Origin of the sequence: Candidatus Poriferisodalis sp. (assembly GCF_965205175.1) — a bacterium.
Taxonomy (GTDB): domain Bacteria; phylum Actinomycetota; class Acidimicrobiia; order Acidimicrobiales; family Poriferisodalaceae; genus Poriferisodalis.
The window spans coordinates 1,480,734-1,500,890 of record NZ_OZ242038.1 but is presented as its reverse complement, the minus strand read 5'-3'; the positions used below and the strand labels follow the sequence as shown (position 1 = coordinate 1,500,890).

Here is a 20,157-nt window from a genome sequence, read left to right as displayed (position 1 = left end):
CTACTGTCGGGGCTGGCGCCGAGCCGTCAGCGGCCAGGCCCGTCAATCTGCACACCAAACGGCATCGTGCACAGCGCTGCGCGAAATGCCGACAACGAAGGGGCAAGCGATGGCTGCATCGGGTTCGATACTGGGCAATCCTGTTCAGCGCAAGGAAGATCCTGGGCTGCTGACCGGCACGAATCGCTACGTCGACGATCTTGACGTCGACGCTGCGCGGATTGCGTTCGTGCGCTCATCAGAAGCGCATGCCGAGATCACTTCGATCGACACCGCTGAGGCAGCGTCCATGCCTGGCGTCTTGGCGGTCTACACGTCGCAGAACCTTGCCATGGATCCGTTCCAAGGCTTCCCCATGATGCCGCCGGACTTCAATCGGCCGCCGCTGGCGGCGGGCCGGGTTCGATTTGTCGGCGACATGGTGGCAGCGGTGGTGGCGCAGACGCAAGCACAAGCGAATGACGCTGCCGAGGCCGTCCACGTCGAGTACAGCCCGCTGCCTGTCGTCTCCGACTTCGAGAAGGCCGCAGATCCGGACTCGCCGGTCGTGTGGGACGGGCAAGCCTCCAACGTCTGCTTCCCGTTCGCCATTCCGGGTCCGGACGAAGCGACCGGCGAGCGGCCCGACGTCGATGCGCTCGCCGGCGCCGACCATGTCGTCAGCGAGCGCATCGTCACTCAGCGCCTCGCCGGCGCGCCTATGGAACCCAACGGATGCGTGGCCGTGCCCGGCGACGACGGCACTATGACGATGCACCTGTCGGTGCAGAACGCGCACTCTCAGCACGAAGCGCTCGCTCCTGCGCTCGGCTTGGCCCCCGATCAGCTGCGAGTCACCGCACCGTGGGTGGGCGGCGGATTCGGGCCCAAGGCTGCGGTGTACCCCGAGTACATCGTCGCCGGCAAGGCGGCCCAGGCGCTGGGTCGGGCGACCCGGTGGGTCGAGAGCCGATCGGAGAACATGGTCTCGATGGTGCAGGGCCGTGCCATGGTGATGAACGTCGAGCTGGGCGTGCGCAACGACGGAAGCATCGTGGGCATGAAGGCGAACGTGATTGCCGATGCCGGTGCCTACCCGATTATCGGCGCGATCCTGCCGATGCTGACGGGCATGCTCAGCCAGGCGGTGTACGACATTCCGCGCATCGACTTCACGTCGCAGACGGTCATCACCAACACCACTCCCATCGGTGCGTACCGCGGCGCCGGGCGCCCGGAGGCGACCCAGATGGTGGAGCGCATCCTGGACAAAGCGGCTGCCGCGATCGGCATGGACCCTGCCGAGATCCGGCGGAAAAACTACTTGGCGCCCGATGCCTTCCCGGCCACGCTGCAGACGGGCGTCACCTACGACTCCGGAGAGTACGAGCGGGCCTTGGACGCCGTGCTCGAAGCCTCCGGATACGCCGACCTGCGAGCCGAGCAACAGGCCCGGCGCTCTGCGGGCGACTCGAAGCTGCTGGGCATCGGCGTGTCGTCCTACGTGGAGATCACCGCGCCGGTGGGGCTGCACGTGGAGTACGGCAGCACCGAAGTACACGAGGACGGCACTGCCACGATCCGCGTCGGCACCTCCAGTCACGGCCAGGGCCACGACACCGCGTTCAGCCAGATTGTGGAGGGTGTGCTCGGCATCCCCATGGACCAGGTCACCCATGTCGATGCCGACACCGCAGCGGTGCCCTCGGGTGCGGGCACGCTCGGTTCGCGCTCGCTGCAGACAGCGGGCTCGGCCGTGTACGTGTCCAGCCAGGCTGTGCTGGAGAAAGGCAAGCAGCTTGCCGCCCACCTGCTGGAGGCATCGGCCGACGACATCGTGGTGGCCGAGGGCGGCTTGGCGGTCGCGGGCGTGCCCGCCAGCTCGGTGAGCTGGGCGGACCTCGCGAAGCTGGCCAACGACGACAGCGCCCGCCCGTCAGGCCTCGAAGCGGGCCTGATGGCCGAGGAGAACTTCGACGGCACCGATTCCACCTTCCCGTTCGGCTCCCATGTGGCGGTGGTCGAAGTCGACCGCGACACCGGAGAAGTGGAGCTGCTCCGACACGTGGCCGTGGACGATTGCGGGACCATCATGAACCCGCTGATCGTGAACGGGCAGCAGCACGGCGGCATCGCCCAAGGCGTCGCGCAGGCCCTGTACGAGCACGTCGAGTATGACGGCGACGGCCAGCCCCGCAACCCGAGTCTGGGCGACTACCTCGTGCCGTCGGCCGCTGAGCTGCCGAGCTTCGAGGTTTCCAACACCGAGACGGCGAGCCCGCGCAACCCGCTGGGCGCCAAGGGCATCGGCGAGTCGGGCACGATCGGATCCACGCCTGCGGTACACAACGCGGTGTGCGACGCGGTTGTTCACCTGGGCATCGACCACATCGACATGCCGTGCAGCCCGCAGAACGTCTGGCGCGCACTCCAGCGAGTCTGAACTCAGCGTCGCACCCGATTCACGGCGCTTGCCCACCGCGGCGACGCGAGACGGTGCCGGGTGTATCGCCTCGACGGGCAGTGCGCGCCGTGATGGCGTAGTCTCCGTTCGTCGCACACGACGTATTCGCACACATACTGCGGCCGGCCCCACGCACGGGTCCGGTGCGCTCTCAGAGGGGACACCAGATGCCGACAGACGCAGCAACCGACCCGGTCATCGTCGCAACCGCCCGCAGCCCGATCGGACGCGCGTTCAAGGGTTCGCTGACGCAGATGCGACCCGACGACATGACGGCGCAGATCGTGACGAAACTGCTCGACAAGGTGCCACAGGTGCCTCACGACGAGATCGAGGATCTGATGCTCGGCTGCGGCTCGCCCGGCGGCGAGGCCGGCTTCAACATCGCACGCGCCTCGGCCATCCTGGCGGGACTCGAAGAAGTGCCGGGCACCACCGTGAACCGCTACTGCTCGTCGTCGTTGCAGACCATCCGGATGGCGGCACATGCCATCCGTGCAGGCGAGGGCGATGCGTTCATCGCGGCCGGCGTGGAGTGCGTCAGTCGCTACGACAAGGGCAACTCCGACAGCCTGCCCGGCACGACCAACCCCAAGTTCAGCGCGCCCGGCGAGCGAACCAAGGTACGTGCCGAAGGCGGTCGCGGCGACTGGACGCCCCCGGCCGGCCTGCCCGACCTGTACATCGCGATGGGCCAGACGGCGGAGAACGTGGCCGAGCACAAGGGTGTGAGCCGCCAAGCGATGGACGAATACGGCGTCATGAGCCAGAACAAGGCAGAGGCGGCCATCGCTCGCGGCTTCTTCGAGCTGGACATCACCCCGCTGGAGCTTCCCGACGGCAGCGTCATCAGCGCAGACGACGGCCCGCGAGCAGGCGTCACCTACGATGCTGTCGCACAGCTGAAGCCCGCATTTCGTCCCGACGGCCGAGTGACGGCCGGCAACGCCTGCCCGTTGAACGACGGTGCCGCAGCAGTCATGGTGATGAGCTGCAAGCGAGCGCAAGAGCTGGGCATCACGCCGCTGGCGCGCATCGTCTCTTCCGCTGTGTCGGCGCTGAACCCCGAGATCATGGGCCTCGGCCCGATCGAGGCGTGCAAGAAGGCGCTGGCGCGGGCGGGCATGGAGATGAGCGACATCGACATGGTCGAGATCAACGAGGCCTTCGCCGCCCAGGTCATCCCGTCTGCTGAGGAGCTGGGCATCGACATGGTCGACCAGCTGAACCTGAACGGCGGGGCCATTGCGCTGGGCCACCCGTTCGGCATGACCGGTGCTCGCATCATGACCACGCTGCTGAACGGCCTCGCCGACCGCGACAAGACCTTCGGGCTCGAGTCCATGTGCGTCGGCGGCGGCCAAGGCATGGCGATGGTGGTGGAGCGGCTCAGCTAGCAGCTTCGCCGCAACGCTACTCTCGCCGGATGCCGCGTCACCCTGTGGTGCGCTGCTGGCTGACGCGTCGCTGCTCGATCCGTCGGTAACACTGGCTTGGTGAACGTGCCATCGCCCACGGTGCCGCAGTCCATTCAGATTGTCCCTTCCATCCTTCCGGCGGACTTCGCGCGCTTGGGCGACGAGTGCGCTGCGCTGGCCGAGGCGGGCGTGGACCGCATCCAGTGGGATGTCATGGACGGCGTCTTCGTGCCCAACCTGACCTTTGGTCCCGACGTCATCGCTGCATGTCGGCCGTACGCCGGCGTGATGTTCGAGGCGCATCTCATGGTCGTGAACCCGGACCCGATGCTGAGCGCGTACGTCGATGCCGGATGCGAGATGCTGATCGTTCACGCCGAGTCGGTCACCCACCTGCATCGGACGCTGAGCAGGGTTGCCGAGCTGGGTGCGCAGCCGGCTGTGGCCATCAATCCTGCGACGCCGGTCGAGTCCGTCGCACACGTGCTCGACCTCGTCGACATGGTGCTCGTCATGACGGTCAACCCGGGATTCGGCGGCCAGAGGTACCTCGCGACCATGGAACCCAAGATCGCCGAGCTGCGCAGACTGGTCAGCCAGAGCGACTCAACGGGTGCCTCCGGTGCGGGCATCGACATCGAAGTGGACGGCGGCATTTCGGCGGAGACCGTCGGCCCGGCCGTCGCGGCGGGCGCCAACGTCCTGGTATCGGGCAGTGCGCTGTACCGCTACGCCGAGGGACTTGCGCACGGAGTGGCGGACCTGCGCAGCAGTGCGGAGGCTGCACGCAGACCGTGACGGCCCCGGCAGCCCGCCGACGCCGGCTGCTGATCGTCGCATCGACCGCAGCCGTCGCCGTCGTGATGTACTTCACGCTGTGGCCAGACTCCGGGGGACCCTCGGTCGAGGAGTTCTGCGGCGAGTTCGCTCACTTGCTGGTCGTCGATCAGCTCAGCTTGGCCGTCAGCCCGAATGACGACGCCGCTGCACGCGACGCACTGGACCGCACAGCGCGCCAGTTTCGCGACGCCGCAGACGCATCCCCGACCGAGATTCGTCCCGATGTGCGGTTGCTGGCCGAGCTCACTGCTGCACTCTCCGAGGCAGTGGCCGCAACTGCCTCACGGGAGACGTTCGATCGTGCCGCAGCCCTGCTGGCGGCGCAGGACCCGTTCCTCGAGACCCAAGACGCCGCCGCTCAGCGGGTGGTGGACTACGTCACTCGCAACTGTGTGTCAGCGCCCGGCTGATGCCGGCGCACCAGCATCCACGACCCTGCTCGCGCCAGACCGTGCTTACCAAAGTCTGTGCTTCCCAAAGGCTGTGTCCGCCAAAGACCGGGCTCGCCAACGGCTGGGCTGCGTTCGTTCAGATCATCTCGCCGCGCTTGACGATCACGTGATCGCACAAGCCGTAGGCCTTGGCCTCTTCTGCGGTGAACCAACGGTCCCGTTCCGAATCGAGCAGGATCTGCTCGACGTCCTGTCCGCTGTGCAGTGCAGTGCGCTCGGCCATCAGCCGCTTGATGTAGGCCATCTGCTCGGCTTGGATGGCGATGTCGGAGGCTTGCCCCTGCACGCCGCCCGATGGCTGATGCATCATCACCCGTGCGTGGGGCAGGCAATAGCGCTTGCCCGGCGCTCCCGCGGTCAGCAAGAACTGGCCCATCGAGGCGCCCAGACCCAAGCAGACGGTGGCCACATCGCATGCCACGAACTGCATCGTGTCGTAGATGGCCATGCCAGCGGTGACAGATCCCCCCGGGCTGTTGATGTACAGCGAGATCTCGCGGCCCCGATCCTGACCTTCGAGGTACAGCATCTGCGCGCACACGACATTGGCGAGCTGGTCGTCCACCTCGTCGCCCAAGAACACGATGCGGTCGTCCAGCAGTCGATTCGAGATCTGGGTCCAGCCCGAGACGCCGCTCGCATCGAAGGATCTGCCCGCAGCCGGGCCCGGCTGCGGGCCTAGCTGCGGGTTGGACGACAGCTCGCTCATGTGCCGCAGGCTACCGAGGTGGTCTTCGTGCTCAGCCGCAGTGCTGAGTTAGCTGCGCCGCAAGCCGACGCAGCGCACGAGCACGGTGGCTGATGCGGTTCTTCTGCTCGCGTGACAGCTGCGCGAAGGTGAGCGGTGCCGCCTCGTCGGGCACGAAGACCGGGTCGTATCCGAACCCGCCGTGTCCGCGCGGCGCCAATGCGATGGTTCCCTCGACGACGCCATGTGCGACCAGCTCGCTGCGTTCGTCCAACGCCGCAGCGACCACGGTCCGAAAGCGCGCTGTGCGTCGCGGCGGCGGCACCTGAACCAGTGCGGCCATGAGCTTCGCCACATTGGCAGCCGAATCGGCTTCGGGCCCCGCATAACGGGCGCTGTACACGCCAGGCGCACCGTCCAGCGTGTCTACTTCGAGTCCGGTGTCGTCGGCCAGAGTCGGCTCGCCGGCGACTGCGTACACGGCCCTCGCCTTGATCAGCGCATTGTCGACGAGCGTTGCGCCGTCCTCGACGACCTCCCCGAGTTCTGGCGGTCGCGGCAGGATCTGGACCTCGGGCATCGCCTCGCGCAGCACTGCCGCGATCTCGACGGCCTTGTGCGGATTGGCCGAAGCCATCACGAGCCGCGTGATGCACCCCATATCGCGATGAGGCAGGCCCTGGGCTCGGTCGCCTGAGTGATCCAAGGCCTGCATACTCCAACTATTGGGCGCCTTGCGGCCAAGTGGACGGCCGGGTGGACGAGTCGCGTCACGTCGGCGGCGGCGTAGCCAGCGCCGCCCGCTGAAGTCGGACAATCTCGCTGATGCCAGATCGCGCGAGGCTCAACAGTGCGTGGAGCTGCGCATCGTCGAACGGATCGCCCTCGGCGGTGCCTTGCACCTCCACGAAGCGTCCGGCGCCTGTCATGACGACGTTCATGTCCACCGCTGCTTGCGAGTCCTCCTCGTACGGCAGGTCCAGACGGGCTTCGTCGTCCACGATCCCCACCGAGATGGCGGCGCACTCGTCGAGGAGCGGATGACGGCCGATGGCGCCGCCGGCGACCAGACGGCTGCACGCGTCGTGCAGCGCGATGTATCCGCCGCAGATCGATGCCGTGCGCGTTCCGCCGTCGGCCTGCAGCACATCGCAGTCCACGGTGACCTCCCGCTCGCCGAGCACCGCCATGTCGCACACCGCGCGCAATGACCGACCGATCAAGCGCTCGATCTCCAAGGTGCGGCCCTTCTGCTTGCCGCGCTTGGCCTCGCGCCCGACGCGTTCGCCGCTTGCGCCGGGCAGCATCGAGTACTCCGCGGTCACCCATCCAAAGCCGCGGCCACGCATCCACCGGGGCACCGCGTCGTCCACCGAGACGGTACACAACACCCTGGTCCGCCCGAACGAGACGAGCACCGAACCCGGCGTCTGGTCGGTGAAATCACGCTCGAAGGTGACCGGCCGCAGCTCATCGGGCATCCGGCCGTCTGGGCGGCTCACCGACGGGCCGCCAACATCACCGCGAGCACCCTCAGTGCGCTCGACGGGGCCTGAGTATCCCGATCAGCCGGCGCGCCCGTCACAGAGTTCACGCCCAGAACGTCGCGCCGGTGCGTGCGACGGCAACATCGTGCATGAACACCTCGCCCGCCTCAGTGAGATGGTCCTGCGGATCCGAGCCAGGCGGCACGTGGGTCACTACGAGCTGCCGGGCGCCGACGTCGTTGGCGTCTGCGGCCAGCCATGCAGCACTGACGTGGGGCACGTCGGGACGGTCAGTGGCGTGCAGCAGCGTCCCCTCGCCCACCACGAGGTCCGGTGATGACCGTCCGACGTCGCGGCTGAGGGCGGAGAGCGCCCAGCCGCGGCCGGTGTCAGAGGTGTAGACGATGGACTTGCCGCCGCACTCGAAGCGCATCGCCAGCGTCTCCACTGGGTGGTCGGTGCGGGAGAACAACACGTCGATGTCGCCGATGCGCGCATGGGAAGAGTCCTTCACCAACTCCCAGCAGAAGAGATCCGAGCTGTCGCCGTATGCGTCGGTCACTAGGCGCACACCCTCGGTGGCGAGCACCCGCAGCTGCTCGATGCCGATGTACCACTTCGCGGCGTTGTAGATCACGGGCAGCTCAGCGCAGTGATCTGGGTGGTGATGACTCACCAGCAGCGCGTCCACCTCCACCAGCGGCACATGGCATTGCAGATTGGCGAAGGTGCCGGGACCGCAGTCCACCCACAAGGTGGTCGTTGTGCTGCGCACGAGGTAGCCGCTGCACGACTCGCCGGCGGCGGCATAGCTGCCCGAACAGCCCAACACCGTGACGGAGAGCTGACTCACGACGGCCGATACTACGCACGCAGGCGACGCATCTCACCCAGGGCGTGTCACTGCCCGCGGCACTTCCGCCGACAGCGCACCGGCATCGCGCGCCCACAGCCTGACGCGGCCTCACGCGAACCTGCAGCTAGAAGTAGATGACGTTCTCCGCATGCGCGACGGCGTCTTCGAGGTCGGCAGTCCAAGCCCCGACCGACAGGTACTTCCAGCCGTGGTCGCAGACGACGAACACGATGGCGCCTTCGTCGATGCGGTCGGCAGCCTTGCGGGCCCCGGCCAGCGCCGCACCGCCGGAGATGCCGGAGAACACGCCCTGGGCGGTCAGCATCCGAGTCGCTTCGATCGACTCGCGCGGACGGACGATCATCTTGCGGTCGAGCAGTTCGACGCCTCCCCAAGCTTCGAAGATGGGGGGAACGTAGCCGTCGTCCAAGCTGCGCAGGCCTTCGACCTGCTCACCAGCTGGAGGCTCGACGGCCCACACCTGCACACCGGGCGCATGCTCTTTCAAGTACCGGCCGACGCCCAGCAGCGTCCCGCTGGTGCCCAGTCCGGCAACGAAGTGTGTGACGTCGGGCACGTCGGCCAAGATCTCCGGTCCGGTGGTGCAGTAATGCATCTGCGGATTGGCCTCGTTGCCGTACTGGTAGAGCATCGTCCAGTCGGGGTTCGCTCGGGCCAGCTCTGTTGCGAGCCGAACCGCGCCGTTGGAACCCTGCTCGGGCGGACTGGCGATGATCTCGGCCCCGTAGATCTCCAGCATCTGGCGCCGCTCAGCGGTGACATTGCCCGGCAGCACGATCTTGATGCGGTAGCCGCGGCGCAGCCCGAGCATGGCCAAGGCGATGCCGGTATTGCCGGACGACGGCTCGAGAATCACCGAACCCGGCCTGAGTCGGCCCTCGGCCTCGGCGCGGTCGAGCATCGCCAGCGCTACTCGATCCTTCACCGAGCCCGTCGGGTTCTGGCCCTCCAGCTTGGCGTACATCCTGACCGCAGGGTTCGGACTGAGGGCGGTCACATCGAGCGTGGGCGTTGCGCCGATCAGCTCGTCGATGCAGCGATAGACGGCCACGCGCCAGTGCGCTCAGCTGTGGCGACCGTCGGGGAGCACCGCGTCAGCCACCCGCTACTGCCGGCAGAATGGACACCTCGTCGCCGTCAGTCAGCACGGTCTCCATCTGGGAGAGGTAGCGCACGTCCTCGTCGTTGACGTAGACGTTGACGAAGCGGTGGAGGCTGCCGTCCTCGGCCAGCAGGTTGGGAGCGATGCCGGGGTACTCGCCGACCAGCCACGTCACGGCCTCGGCCACCGTGCCGGCTTGGGCGACTACCTGCGACTGGCCATTGGCGTGCGGGCGCAGGACGGTGGGCAAGCGGACGGTGACGGTCATCGTGTGCTCCAAGTTCGGAGGTGCTGGTCGGGGTCAGTCGAGCCGGCTCGGGTGGTGCTGAGCGGCCTGCACAGGATCTCGCTCGGCTAGCTGCACCGCGTCAGTTTCCCGACTCGGTCAATTCCCGACTCGTTGGATCAAGATTCTAGGGTCGGCATCGCTGGTCACCACCGCGTCCGCGACTGTGCCTGCGTCAGCAGCCCAAGTCGCGTGCAGATCAGCCGTACCCTCGCGCCGATGGCGAGAGACCGCAATGTCGTGGCATCGAACCGTCGGGCGCGACGCAACTACGAAGTGCTGGACACCTTCGAATGCGGCATGGTGCTGCGCGGCTCGGAGGTGAAGTCGCTGCGAGCGGGCGGCGCGCAGATGCGAGACGCGTATGCGCGAGTGCGCGACAACGAAATGTGGCTGATGGGCCTGCACATCGCCCCGTGGATTCACGCGTCGCCGAATCTGGGCCACGACGTCGGGCGTCCGCGCAAGCTGCTCATGCATCGTGCCGAGATCAATCGGCTGAGGGCCCGGACAGAGCAGGACCGGCTGCAGCTCATTCCACTCGACATCTACTTCTGTGACGGTCGAGCGAAGCTGGAGCTGGCGCTCGCCCGTGGCCGCCGTCTGTACGACAAGCGACAGGCGATCCGCAAACGCGAATCGGACCGTGACGCGCGCCGAGCGCTGCGCGATCGCTCCGCGTAACGGCGCCGAAGGCCGGCTCAGGCGAAGGCCGCGGCTGCAATCTGAGCGACTGCGTCCGGCCGGTCGAAGTCCGCCAAATGGCCGGCGTCGTCGAGCACATGTGTGTCTGCGACGTTCGGCAGCGCTTCGGCCCAGCGCTCTAGGTAGGACGACGGAATGATCCGGTCCTTGGCACCGTGAACCAGTGTGACCCGATTGGCGACCCGATGCAGCCTGTCCGCCAGTCCCCACTCCGGCAGCGGCCAGATGAGCTGTGCTGCTGCGGTCCGTGTGAGGTAACGGTGGACACCGTGCTCCACCACCATGTCCGCCGGCAGGTCTGCGGGGTCGTCGAAGAACGCCGCCGTAGCGCCAGGATCTTCGGTCAGCATTGCCCGTTGCACGCTCAGCGTCGTGCCGAACGGGTCCGCCACCGGATCGCTGTCTTCCCAGAGGCCAAACGGCGCCACGAGCACCATGTCACCGAACGCTGCGGGCCGCACTGCCGCCAGTTCGAGCGCCAGCATTGCACCCACGCTGGATGCCACCAGCGGCGCTCCCGCGAGTCCTGCCACGTCGGCGACCTCGCTGGTCGCGACGATCCAGTCGTGCAGCGTTCGCAGCCCGTCCGGCTCGCTCGAGCCCGTGAACCCCGGCAGGCTCGGCGCAACGACGCGGCGGCCGGTCGCGGCCAGGGCCTGCAGCACTGCGTGCGCACCGGGGTTGCCGAGCATCCCGTGCAGGTAGCCGACCTTGGGACCCTCGCCGAGCTCGACGATGCCTATGTGCCCGTGCCGAAATGGCAGCGTGGCCGGTGCGAAGCTGCTCGCAGGCGGCGAGCCGGCCGCTGCTGAGCCGTCGCTCACCGAGCACTGCCGGCAAGCGGCACGAGCTGGTGTTCGGGCTTCGGCCACCAGTGGTCTTCGTACTCGTCCTCGAACAGCGTCGCGACTTCGGGCATCACCTTGGTGGCGTACATCTCGGTGTTCATCTTCGCCAGCCCCGGATCCATATTGCCGAAGTGGGAGAACACCATCAGGTGGCCGACGTTCATCGTGGTAGCCAGCTCATGCACTTGTTCGGCGACTTGAGTGGGGTTGCCCAAGATGATGTAGCCCTTGTCCACCATCGCCTCGAAGGTGAGCTTCTTCGAGCCATACGACGGCTGAGCGCCTCCGGATCGGGCAGTCCCGGCTGCGTTGGCCTCCCGCCGGGCAGTGGCCTCGCGCGCGGCACGCTCGACCATGCCTTCGACTCCGGCCCGCACGGTGTTGGGCGTCTTGTAGCCAGGCGGATCGGCATAGCCGGCATACACGTGCAAACAGGTGTTGAAGAAGTACTCGGCCGGCTCGCGGTACAGATCCCACGCCTCGGCCTCGGTGTCTGCCACCGCAATGAACTGGGCGAAGCCGCCCTGAAACGGGTTGGCCTCCTTGCCGAGTTCTTGGACCTTCTTCCAGAAGCCCTGCATGGTGCGCAATCCTGCCTTGTAGCCGAAGTAGCTCAGGTAGCAGTACACCAAGTCCTCCGCAGCGCACCAGTCCCACGTGTCCACCGACCCGCCGCCCGGAATCCAGACGGGCGGGTGGGGTTGCTGCACCGGCCGAGGCCAGACATTGACGTAGCGAAGCTTGTTGTAGTTGCCGTTGAAGCTGAACACTTCGTCCGATGTCCATGCGCGGCGGATGAGATCCACCCCCTCGTGGTACCGCTCGCGCAGCGTTGCCGGGTTCTGCCCGTAGGCGTAGATGGTGTCCATCGGCGAGCCCACCGGGAAGCCCGCGATCATGCGCCCGCCGGTGATGCCGTCCAGCATCGCGATCTCCTCGGCTACCCGCAGCGGCGGGTTGTACAGCGCTACCGAGTCGCCCAGCACCACAATGTTGGTGTCCGGACAGTTGCGTGACAACGCTGCCGCGATGATGTTGGGGCTCGGCATCAGTCCGTAGCCGTTGGCATGGTGCTCGTTGATGCCGACGGCGTCGAATCCGCATGCGGCCGCGAATTCGAGCTGGTCGAGATAGGTGTTGTAGGTGCGATGGCCCACGACGGGGTCGTAGAGCTGGGGATCGATGTCGACCCAGACCGATCGGTGCCGCTCGGGGAAGTCCGGCGGCAGCTCCGGGTAGGGCATCAGATGGAAGAAGATGGACTTCACGACAGGCTCCTTGCCGGATTGCTCAGCCCTGCTGGATGGCTCAGCCCCAGTCGCGGCCCACCAGCGAGACGTCGTCGGGGTTGAAGAACCCCGGGATCGTCCAGCCGTCGAGGTCGTACTCGGCCATGCACTGCTCCGCGAAGCCCTCGAGCGCCTGGGTCATGGAACCCATGCCGGGAATCTCTGTGTCGGCAACATGCAGGTTCTCATAACGGATCTGCTCGTTGTTGCCTGCGTAGTTTCGCTCGTACAGCTCGTGGCGGCCGCCGAACTCGCTGCCCATGGCATCCCACAGCAGCTTCATGATCTTGACCCGCTCGAGCGCCGGAATGCCGTTGGAGCCTCGCACGTACCGCTCGAGGTACGGGCGAATCTCGTCGGACTTGAAGTCGTTCGCGTTCGAGTTGACGTAGATCAGCCCGGAACCGACCACGGATTCCACGATGTCCTTGATGCGCGGGTAAAGCACCGGGGTGAAGGTGCGATAGGCCATGCCATACAGCAGCGACGGCTGCACAGCGCCGTTCTCCCACGGGTCGGGACTCTTGGCCATCGCGTCGCTCAGGCCCCACATCAGGTTACGGATGGCGATCACCTCGCCCAAGTTGGCCTGCACGCCGCGGAAGTCGCGCGTGCCGGTCGCCCGCAGCGCCTTGGACAACAACCCGGCGATGAAGTCCAGCTTCACGCACAGCCGGGCGAGTCCGTGGAAGGTGAATCGGGGGATGAAGCCCGAAGCTGGGAAGAAGTTGTTGGCGTTCTCGAGGTCGCCGTAGAGAAACACGTTCTCCCACGGGATCAGCACCTCGTCGAACACCAGGATGGAGTCGTTCTCGTCGAGCCGGCTCGACAGCGGATAGTCGAACACGCTGCCGGTAGCGGCGGCCTGCAGCTCGTAGGAGTTGCGGCAGATGAGCTTGACGCCTTCGACATCCATCGGGGTCGTGCAGACGATGGCGAAGGACGGGTCTTGCAGCGGAACGGGTCCGAAGTGGGCGATGAAGTTGTAGTGCGTCAGCGCCGAACCGGTGGCAACCACCTTCGCGCCCGACACGATCAGCCCGTTGTCGGTCTCGCGCTCCACATGCATGCAGACGTCGCCGGCCTGGTCGGCACCGAGATGCCGGTCGACCGGCGGATGGACGATGGCGTGGTTCCAGTACGACACTTCCTCCTGGCTGCGGCGATACCAGTACTGGGCGTTGTCGCGGTAGTCGCCGTAGAACTCGGGGAAGGCGCCGAGCGTTCCCAGGAACGATGCCTTGTAGTCGGGGCTGCGGCCCATCCATCCATAGGTCAAGCGCTGCCAGCCGGCAATGGCGTCACGTGCGCCGACGAGGTCCTCGGCGCTGCGGGGCACCCGGAAGAACTTGTGTGTCTTGCCGCCGGACCCGGTGTCGGTGTCGCACATCAGCACGTCCTGCTGGGCCGGATCGTGCAGTGCGTCGTACAGCCGAGCGATGGACCGCACGCTGTTGCGAAATGCGGGATGCGTCGTGACGTCGAGCACCTTCTCGCCCTGGAAGTAGACGGTGCGCCCGTCGCGCAGGCTCTCGATGTACTCCTCGCCGGTCATCGGCGACCAGGTTTCGACGGCTTGGCTCGTGGATGTATCACTCATGGGTACTGCCCCCGTTCCCCTCGACGCTCAATCCGCTCGGTCTTCGAGCGCCTCAGACACTAACGCAGAACGGCGTCCCGGACCCGCTCAGGGGATGAGCAGGACCTTGCCGGTCGTGGAGCGGCCTTGCAGCGCCTCGTGCGCGCTGCGCGCATCGGCCAGCGGGAATCGCGCGCCAATACGCACGTCGAGGTCGCCGGCGGCGAGCCATGCGAACAGATCCTCGGCGCGACGTTCGAACTCGTCACGCGTCGCCGTGTGGTCAGCCAGCGTCGGACGCGTCAGGAACAGCGACCCGCCCGTGGACAGTCGCAGCGGCGCCAGCGGCGGCACTGGGCCCGACGCATTGCCGAAGGTGGCCATCATGCCGCGTGGCCGAAGCACTTCCAGGCCGCGATCGAAGGTGTCGGCACCGACACCGTCGTAGATCACATCAAGCGGGCGAGCGCCTGCGATCCGCTCGACCGCGTCGCCGAAGTCCTCCTCGCGGTAGTTGATGACGTGATCCGCTCCGGCGGCGGCGGCCAGCTCGCCCTTTTCCGCCGTGCCGACGGTGGTGAACACTTCCGCACCGCGCATCTTGGCGATCTGGATGAGCAGGAGCCCTACTCCGCCGGCGCCGGCGTGGATGAGGCAGCGATGCCCCGGCTCGAGCGGAAACGTAGAGCATGCCAAGAAGTGCGCCGTCAAGCCCTGCAGCATCACTGCGGCGCCCAGATCGGAGCTGACGCCGTCCGGCAAGCGAACAGCGTTGCGCGCTGCTACTACGACACGCTCGGCGTATGACCCGAGGTTCGAGGTCCACGCAACCTCGTCGCCGACGGCGAACCCGTCCACCTCGGCACCTACCTCGACGACCACGCCGGCACCCTCCACGCCCACGACAAACGGCAGCGGCACGGGGTACAGACCGCTGCGATGGTAGGTGTCGATGTAATTGACGCCTGCTGCGGCGAGCTCCACGACCAGCGTTCCCACGCCGGCGACCGGGTCATCGACCTCGGTCCATGCGAGCGCTTCGGTCCCGCCGGGCTCGGCTACTTGGATGGCGTGCATGGATGTCCCTTCGCGCTCGCGCAAAGTCGGCGCGCCGCCGGTCGCTGGGTGCCCAGCGCTCCCGTTCGGGGCTCGCAGGCGGAACTCAGCGTCGGTCGAAGTTCGTCTCGTAGTCGGTGGTGTCGACCAGCAGATCCTCTTCGGGCAGCACGTTCGCGTAGTTCAGCGCGCCGTTGATGTCGTGATCCCAGACTTCGGCAGGCAGCTCGTAGAGCACCTCGACGCCGTACCCGTTGGGATCGTTGATGTACACGCTGTGCGTCATGCCATGGTCGACGCGCAGGTTCATCTTGACGCCGCTGTCCTTGAGGAACTGCACCTGCTCGAGCCACGACTCGCGGTCCGGGTAGGTGATGGCGATGTGGTTCACGGCGCAGGCGCCCGAGAACATGTCCCACTGCTCGGGTGGCGCCGGCAGCTGGGGCATCTCCACGAGTGCGACATCGTGGTGGTTCACGTCGTCGATGACGCCGCTGTAGAACTGCATCTTGTAGGGAGGAACCTCATAGCGCTCAGCGTCCAGCGCGCCTACTTGCTTGAAGCCCAGCAGGTCGCTCCAGAAATGATGCGATTCCTCCATGTTGCGAACGTTGAGCACGAGGTGGTTGACGCCCCGGGGCGTCACCGCCGTCGTGCGCTTGGCGATGGTGTCGGTCATGGGTTACCTCTGTGGCTTGCGTTGCCGACGACGGTGTCGGCACGGTCTGCAGCTAGTGCAGGTTGCTACTGGAACGGGTTGGAGCTGGTGCCGAGCCGATCCTGCTCCTCGGTACCTGCCCCCGGAGGTACTTGGTGGCACCTGCCACGGTCCTGCCGCCGAGCATAGTCGAAGCGCCTGCAGTACTGCAGGGCTCGACGTCGCCCGCTGAGCGGCCGCTTGTGGCTCAGAGTGCTGCGAGCCTCGGCATGATCTCGGCTGCCATCCACTCCGGCACCGTGTCGTCCTCATGGCAGAAGTGCTCGAACACCACCTCGTCGAGGCCTAGGTCGCGCAGTTGGCCGCAGTGGTCCACGAGTTGTTCGACAGATCCCTGCCAAGGGCCGTGCCCCGCGGCGATCGCGTCGTCGAGACTGATGCCCGAGCCCTCCGGTGCCATCATGTCCAAGAAGCGCTGCAGCACGAGGCGCTCGTGGTGGTCGTCGGGACCGATGGCTGCGAAGATGAGCATCGACTTGCGGATGGCGGCCGGATCGCGGCCGACGTCCTCGCAGTGGCCAGCCAGCGCCTCGTTCGCCGCGCGGTAGGCCGCCACGTCGAGCGGGGTGGTGTTCCATTCGTGCGCGTGCTGGGCCACAATACGCAGTGTCCGGCGCGGGCCGCTGCCCCCGATGAGGATCGGCGGCCTGCCGGGGGGCGGGTGCGGCTTGGAGTCCGTCCCGCTGATGCGGTAGTAACTGCCGTCGAAGCGGCCCGATGCGGAGTACCACAGCTCCTTCATCAGCGCTAGCGCCTCTTCGAGCCGGTCGTAGCGTTCGGTGCCGGCCGGAAAGTCGATGCCGTAGACGGCGTGCTCGTCGGGGTACCAGCCGGCACCGAGTCCCAGCACGAATCGGCCGGGCGCCAGCGACTCCAGCTGCTGCGCCATCCGACCTACGTTCACCGGCTCGCGGAAGGTGATCGGCGTGACCAACGGGCCGAAGCGGAGGCGCTCGGTCTCGGCTGCCGCCATCACGAACGACAGGTAGACGTCGATGGCGTCCTTCTGCTTGCCGTTGAAGTAGTGGTCGGAGCGATACAGCGAGTCGAACTCGAGCCGTTCGACGAGCCGGCAGATGTGTCGCCAGCGCTCCCAGCTCAGCGGTGTGGCTTCCCCGATGATGATGCCGACGTCCATGGCGCAATCCCAGCAGTCTGCAGCAACTGCAGAGTAACCCGAGTTCACTCCACGGTGTTCACTTCACGATGTTCACTTCTCCGGGCGCCGCGGACGACGAACCGCGAACACAACAAGGGGGGCCCACGACGCCATGGCTGCTGGCACGGAAACTGCTGAAACTGACGCTGCTGACCGGGGGACGGCTGAGGCCGGAGACATCGCTGCGAGCCGCGTACTGACGCTCGCGGGTGCTCGCAAAGCCCTCGATGCCGCATTGGACAAGGCCGAGGCCATGGGCAGGCGCTTTTGCATCGCAGTGACAGATGCCTCGGGCGAGGCCATCGCCACCGCTCGCATGGACGGTGCCCCTCGCCTGTCCGCCGGCATCGCACTCAACAAGGCCTTCACGGTGGCCGGCTTCGCAGGCATGCCGACCGGCGACTGGTGGGACCTCATCAAGGACGAGCCCGCGTTGGTTCACGGCATCACCCACACGCCACGCCTGATCGTGTTCGGCGGCGGCATCGGCATCTTCGTCGACGGTGCCTTGGTGGGTGCTGTCGGCGTCTCGGGAGGCTCAGCCGAGGAAGACGCCCAAGTCGCTCAAGCAGGCGCAGCCGCTCTCGCCGCCTCATCGCGTTAGCCGGCCCGCTGGTTAGCCGGCCGACTGGGTCTCCCGCCTAGCCGCGTCGTCGCCTGACCGGTCTACGGCGAGGCATCAGCGCTGTCGCTGGGCCAGCCACGCCTCGAACTCCGGGCGTCGGTCCTTGGCGATGGGGAATGTGCCCATTGAGCTTTCCCCCGCAGCAACCCGCTCGATGGCCCACTCTTCCTCGATTTCCTGGGTGTACGCATCGTCCGCGACTTCGGCGGCCAGCAGCGCCGGGATGACCACCGCCCCCTCGCCGTCGCCCACGATGATGTCCCCCGGCAGCACCGTCACGCCCGCGCAGGCAATCGGCACTTGATGCTCCAGCGGCGTGTGCAGCCTGCCGAGGGTCGCCGCATGAGACGACAGGTGGTAGACGGGCAAGCCGACATCGGCCACCGCCGGTGTGTCGCGCAGCGCGCCGTCGGTGACGAAGCCCGACGCACCGAGGTGCTTGATGCGCATCGTGAAGATGTCGCCGATCGTGCCAGCGTGCGGCTCGCCTCGGGCTTCCACGATCAGCACTTCTTCGGGTTCGATGGACTCCACGGCCTGTCGTTGCGCGTTGGGTCCTTGAAGTCGGCGCTCGAAGTCCTCGCGCTTGGGCACGAAACGCAGCGTGTGCGCGTAGCCGAGCATGCGTTGGCCGTCGTTCAGCGGCCGCAGCCCACCCAGGAAGCTGTTCTGCATGCCACGCCGCTGCATCTGGCCGGCGAGTGTCGCTGTGGACACCGCGTTCAGCTTCATTCGCATGTCGTCGGTGAGCAGTGCTGGACGATGTTGCGCTGCGGCCATCGGACTCCCCTTGCCGTCACGGTCTGAAGGCACTCGATCTGAAGGCACTCGATTCGCGAAGCCCCGCTCGGAGTGCCCGCCATCCGGTCGTGTTGATGCGGCGCGAGACGTTGCTGAATCTGCGCCGGCTGCAATGTAGTAGGCACACCGTCCGGGCGCACACGGCCGAGCCCGCCGAGCGGGTTCGCAGCGCAGTACCGGTCGCGCGGGCGGGGTTATCATCTGCACCGACCAAGTCGTGGCATTCGCCCGACAGGGGCGCGGCTCGTCACAGTCGTGAGCAACGTGCAGCACTCGACCGCGAGTGCAGCGCTCAGGGAGGGGAACCATGAACCGCAGACCAACGCACCGAAGGCTGGCAGCCGTCGCCTTCGTCGTCGTGCTCGCGGCTGCTGCTTGCGGCGGCGACAGCGAGAGCAGCATCGAGGAGACGCAGGCGCCGGCCGCGACCACCCAAGCGGCTGCCCAAACGACCGAAGGCGCCGCCGGCGACACCATGAGCGACCACACGCCCATGGATCAAGCCGGCGACTTCTGCGGCTTGGGCACTGGCGAGCCGGCGACGGGCGAGCCGATCGTGATCGGCAACGTCACCACCTCGATCCCCGGCATCGACTTCTCGAGCGGCCCACTGATGATGCAGGCCTACTTCGAGTGCGTGAACGCCAACGGCGGCATTCACGGCCGGCCGCTGGAGATGGTGTGGGAAAATGACAACGGCATCCCTGACGATGCGGCGGCTGCGGCCCGCAAGCTGATCGAGACAGATCAGCTCGTGGCCATCGGCGGCGGCTTCTCGATCCTGGACTGCGCGGTGAACGCCGCCTATTACGAGGAGCAGGGCTACAACGTGGTGCTGGCCGGCGTTCCCGCGGAGTGCTTCAGCTCGCCGAACATCGCGGCGACCAACATGGGTCCGGCCTACTCGCTGCTGGGTGCCGCGCAGGCGGTGATTGCCAAGGGCCCCGTCAACAAGGTCGTGACCTCCACGGGCGTCTCGCCCGCCGCCGAGTACGGCAACTCGCTCGCAGGAATCTTCATCGAGCAGTCCGGACTCGAATGGGAAGACGTCCAGTACGAGCTGCCGATTGCGGACGCCACGACGGTCGCGCTCGACCTCGTGAACCGGGCCGGCGACGGCGGCGGCGTCCTGCTCAACTACACACCGCCCGAAGGTCTCAAGATTCTCAAGGCCGCCGAGGAGCAGGGTCTGATCGACCGGGTGATCTGGGGCTCGTCAACGCCGCTGAACGACAGTTCGGTGGCGGTCGCGCTCGGCGAGGCATGGAAGGGCAAAGTCAACGTCAACGCCGAGTTCAGCCTGCTCGACGACCCCCGGCCCGACATCGAGCTGTACCGGCAGGTGACTGCGGACTACAACCCGGACCCGACGCTGGGCAGCTTCCAGCAGATGGGCTTCGTCGCCGGGCGCATCATCGTGCATGCGCTGCTAGGCATGGACCCAGCCGATCTCGACGACCCCGTCGCAGTGAACGCCGCCATCGGCGCGGTGAAGAACTTCCAGTCCGATCACCTGTGCAAGCCGTGGTACTTCGGCGGGCTGCCGCTCGGCAACGTGCCGAACAACTGGGACTACAACGTGGTGCCCGATGGTGTGGACCGGATGGTCGACGACAGCGGCTGTTTCGAGATCGCCGCCATCGAGCCCATCCTGGTTGCCGTGCGCGAGGCCGAGGCGGCAGGCGGCCTCACGTCCGAGGAACCGAACAACTGGACGGGCGGACTGCGCAAGATCAACTGATCGCAACAGCTCGCCACCCGATTCGGGACGTCACGATCGCTGC

At 66.8% G+C, this 20,157-nt stretch carries 20 protein-coding genes; 7 read left to right on the top strand and 13 right to left on the bottom strand.

Features of this window, described 5'->3' with window-relative positions; translation table 11 throughout:
* Positions 1–109: 109 nt before the first annotated feature.
* From ACOGI4_RS06630 to ACOGI4_RS06615, 4 genes are all read left to right on the top strand, one after another.
* Positions 110–2,422, top strand: a complete 2,313-nt coding sequence (locus ACOGI4_RS06630; RefSeq protein WP_419840899.1) for a xanthine dehydrogenase family protein molybdopterin-binding subunit — start codon at positions 110–112, stop codon at positions 2,420–2,422.
* Positions 2,423–2,610: 188 nt separating this feature from the next.
* Complete coding sequence (locus tag ACOGI4_RS06625) at positions 2,611–3,840, top strand: acetyl-CoA C-acetyltransferase (RefSeq protein ID WP_419840898.1); 1,230 nt, start codon at positions 2,611–2,613, stop codon at positions 3,838–3,840.
* A gap of 105 nt (positions 3,841–3,945) precedes the next feature.
* A complete protein-coding gene (rpe, locus tag ACOGI4_RS06620; RefSeq protein WP_419843100.1) occupies positions 3,946–4,659 on the top strand; it encodes a ribulose-phosphate 3-epimerase in 714 nt (237 codons plus the stop codon).
* Positions 4,656–5,111, top strand: a complete 456-nt coding sequence (locus ACOGI4_RS06615) for a hypothetical protein (RefSeq protein WP_419840897.1) — start codon at positions 4,656–4,658, stop codon at positions 5,109–5,111. Before rpe ends, ACOGI4_RS06615 begins: the two co-directional genes overlap by 4 nt.
* A 118-nt stretch (positions 5,112–5,229) precedes the next feature.
* Here the strand turns inward: ACOGI4_RS06615 and ACOGI4_RS06610 are convergent, their stop codons facing one another.
* The 6 genes from ACOGI4_RS06610 to ACOGI4_RS06585 form a co-directional block, all read right to left on the bottom strand.
* A complete protein-coding gene (locus tag ACOGI4_RS06610) occupies positions 5,230–5,862 on the bottom strand; it encodes an ATP-dependent Clp protease proteolytic subunit (RefSeq protein ID WP_419840896.1) in 633 nt (210 codons plus the stop codon).
* A gap of 31 nt (positions 5,863–5,893) precedes the next feature.
* Positions 5,894–6,556 (bottom strand): RdgB/HAM1 family non-canonical purine NTP pyrophosphatase, encoded by a 663-nt coding sequence (gene rdgB / locus ACOGI4_RS06605; RefSeq protein ID WP_419840895.1) that lies wholly within the window; start codon positions 6,554–6,556, stop codon positions 5,894–5,896.
* A gap of 55 nt (positions 6,557–6,611) precedes the next feature.
* Entirely contained in the window at positions 6,612–7,343 is a 732-nt protein-coding gene (gene rph, locus ACOGI4_RS06600; protein WP_419840894.1) for a ribonuclease PH, read from the bottom strand.
* Positions 7,344–7,431: 88 nt separating this feature from the next.
* Complete coding sequence (locus ACOGI4_RS06595) at positions 7,432–8,181, bottom strand: MBL fold metallo-hydrolase (protein ID WP_419840893.1); 750 nt, start codon at positions 8,179–8,181, stop codon at positions 7,432–7,434.
* Between the two features lie 127 nt (positions 8,182–8,308).
* Entirely contained in the window at positions 8,309–9,256 is a 948-nt protein-coding gene (locus ACOGI4_RS06590; protein ID WP_419840892.1) for a PLP-dependent cysteine synthase family protein, read from the bottom strand.
* A gap of 43 nt (positions 9,257–9,299) precedes the next feature.
* Positions 9,300–9,575 carry a ubiquitin-like small modifier protein 1 gene (locus ACOGI4_RS06585; protein ID WP_419840891.1) on the bottom strand — a complete coding sequence of 92 codons (276 nt, stop codon included), beginning with the start codon at positions 9,573–9,575 and terminating at the stop codon, positions 9,300–9,302.
* 237 nt (positions 9,576–9,812) lie between these two features.
* Here ACOGI4_RS06585 and smpB point away from each other — a divergent pair, with 237 nt between their 5' ends.
* Positions 9,813–10,277 carry an SsrA-binding protein SmpB gene (gene smpB, locus ACOGI4_RS06580; protein ID WP_419840890.1) on the top strand — a complete coding sequence of 155 codons (465 nt, stop codon included), beginning with the start codon at positions 9,813–9,815 and terminating at the stop codon, positions 10,275–10,277.
* A 17-nt stretch (positions 10,278–10,294) separates the two neighbouring features.
* Here the strand turns inward: smpB and ACOGI4_RS06575 are convergent, their stop codons facing one another.
* From ACOGI4_RS06575 to ACOGI4_RS06550, 6 genes are all read right to left on the bottom strand, one after another.
* Positions 10,295–11,122, bottom strand: coding sequence for an alpha/beta fold hydrolase (locus ACOGI4_RS06575; protein ID WP_419840889.1), 828 nt, complete (start codon positions 11,120–11,122; stop codon positions 10,295–10,297).
* Positions 11,119–12,414, bottom strand: coding sequence for an LLM class flavin-dependent oxidoreductase (locus ACOGI4_RS06570; RefSeq protein WP_419840888.1), 1,296 nt, complete (start codon positions 12,412–12,414; stop codon positions 11,119–11,121). The genes ACOGI4_RS06575 and ACOGI4_RS06570 overlap by 4 nt, the downstream gene beginning before the upstream one ends.
* 40 nt (positions 12,415–12,454) lie before the next feature.
* Positions 12,455–14,035 carry a 4-hydroxyphenylacetate 3-hydroxylase N-terminal domain-containing protein gene (locus ACOGI4_RS06565; RefSeq protein ID WP_419840887.1) on the bottom strand — a complete coding sequence of 527 codons (1,581 nt, stop codon included), beginning with the start codon at positions 14,033–14,035 and terminating at the stop codon, positions 12,455–12,457.
* A gap of 87 nt (positions 14,036–14,122) precedes the next feature.
* Complete coding sequence (locus tag ACOGI4_RS06560; RefSeq protein WP_419840886.1) at positions 14,123–15,091, bottom strand: quinone oxidoreductase family protein; 969 nt, start codon at positions 15,089–15,091, stop codon at positions 14,123–14,125.
* Positions 15,092–15,176: 85 nt separating this feature from the next.
* The gene (locus tag ACOGI4_RS06555; protein WP_419840885.1) at positions 15,177–15,749 is read right to left on the bottom strand and encodes a VOC family protein; all 573 of its coding nucleotides are present in this window, start codon (positions 15,747–15,749) and stop codon (positions 15,177–15,179) included.
* A gap of 226 nt (positions 15,750–15,975) precedes the next feature.
* Complete coding sequence (locus tag ACOGI4_RS06550; RefSeq protein ID WP_419840884.1) at positions 15,976–16,926, bottom strand: LLM class flavin-dependent oxidoreductase; 951 nt, start codon at positions 16,924–16,926, stop codon at positions 15,976–15,978.
* A gap of 133 nt (positions 16,927–17,059) precedes the next feature.
* On the opposite strand from ACOGI4_RS06550, the gene ACOGI4_RS06545 reads away from it, so the two are divergent.
* Positions 17,060–17,551, top strand: a complete 492-nt coding sequence (locus ACOGI4_RS06545) for a GlcG/HbpS family heme-binding protein (protein WP_419840883.1) — start codon at positions 17,060–17,062, stop codon at positions 17,549–17,551.
* Between the two features lie 75 nt (positions 17,552–17,626).
* Here ACOGI4_RS06545 and ACOGI4_RS06540 read toward each other — a convergent pair whose 3' ends face one another.
* Positions 17,627–18,352: a hypothetical protein gene (locus ACOGI4_RS06540; protein WP_419840882.1), complete on the bottom strand. Its 726-nt coding sequence runs from the start codon at positions 18,350–18,352 to the stop codon at positions 17,627–17,629.
* Between the two features lie 328 nt (positions 18,353–18,680).
* Between ACOGI4_RS06540 and ACOGI4_RS06535 the strand changes: the two genes are divergently transcribed.
* Positions 18,681–20,114, top strand: coding sequence for an ABC transporter substrate-binding protein (locus tag ACOGI4_RS06535; protein WP_419840881.1), 1,434 nt, complete (start codon positions 18,681–18,683; stop codon positions 20,112–20,114).
* Positions 20,115–20,157: the final 43 nt, after the last annotated feature.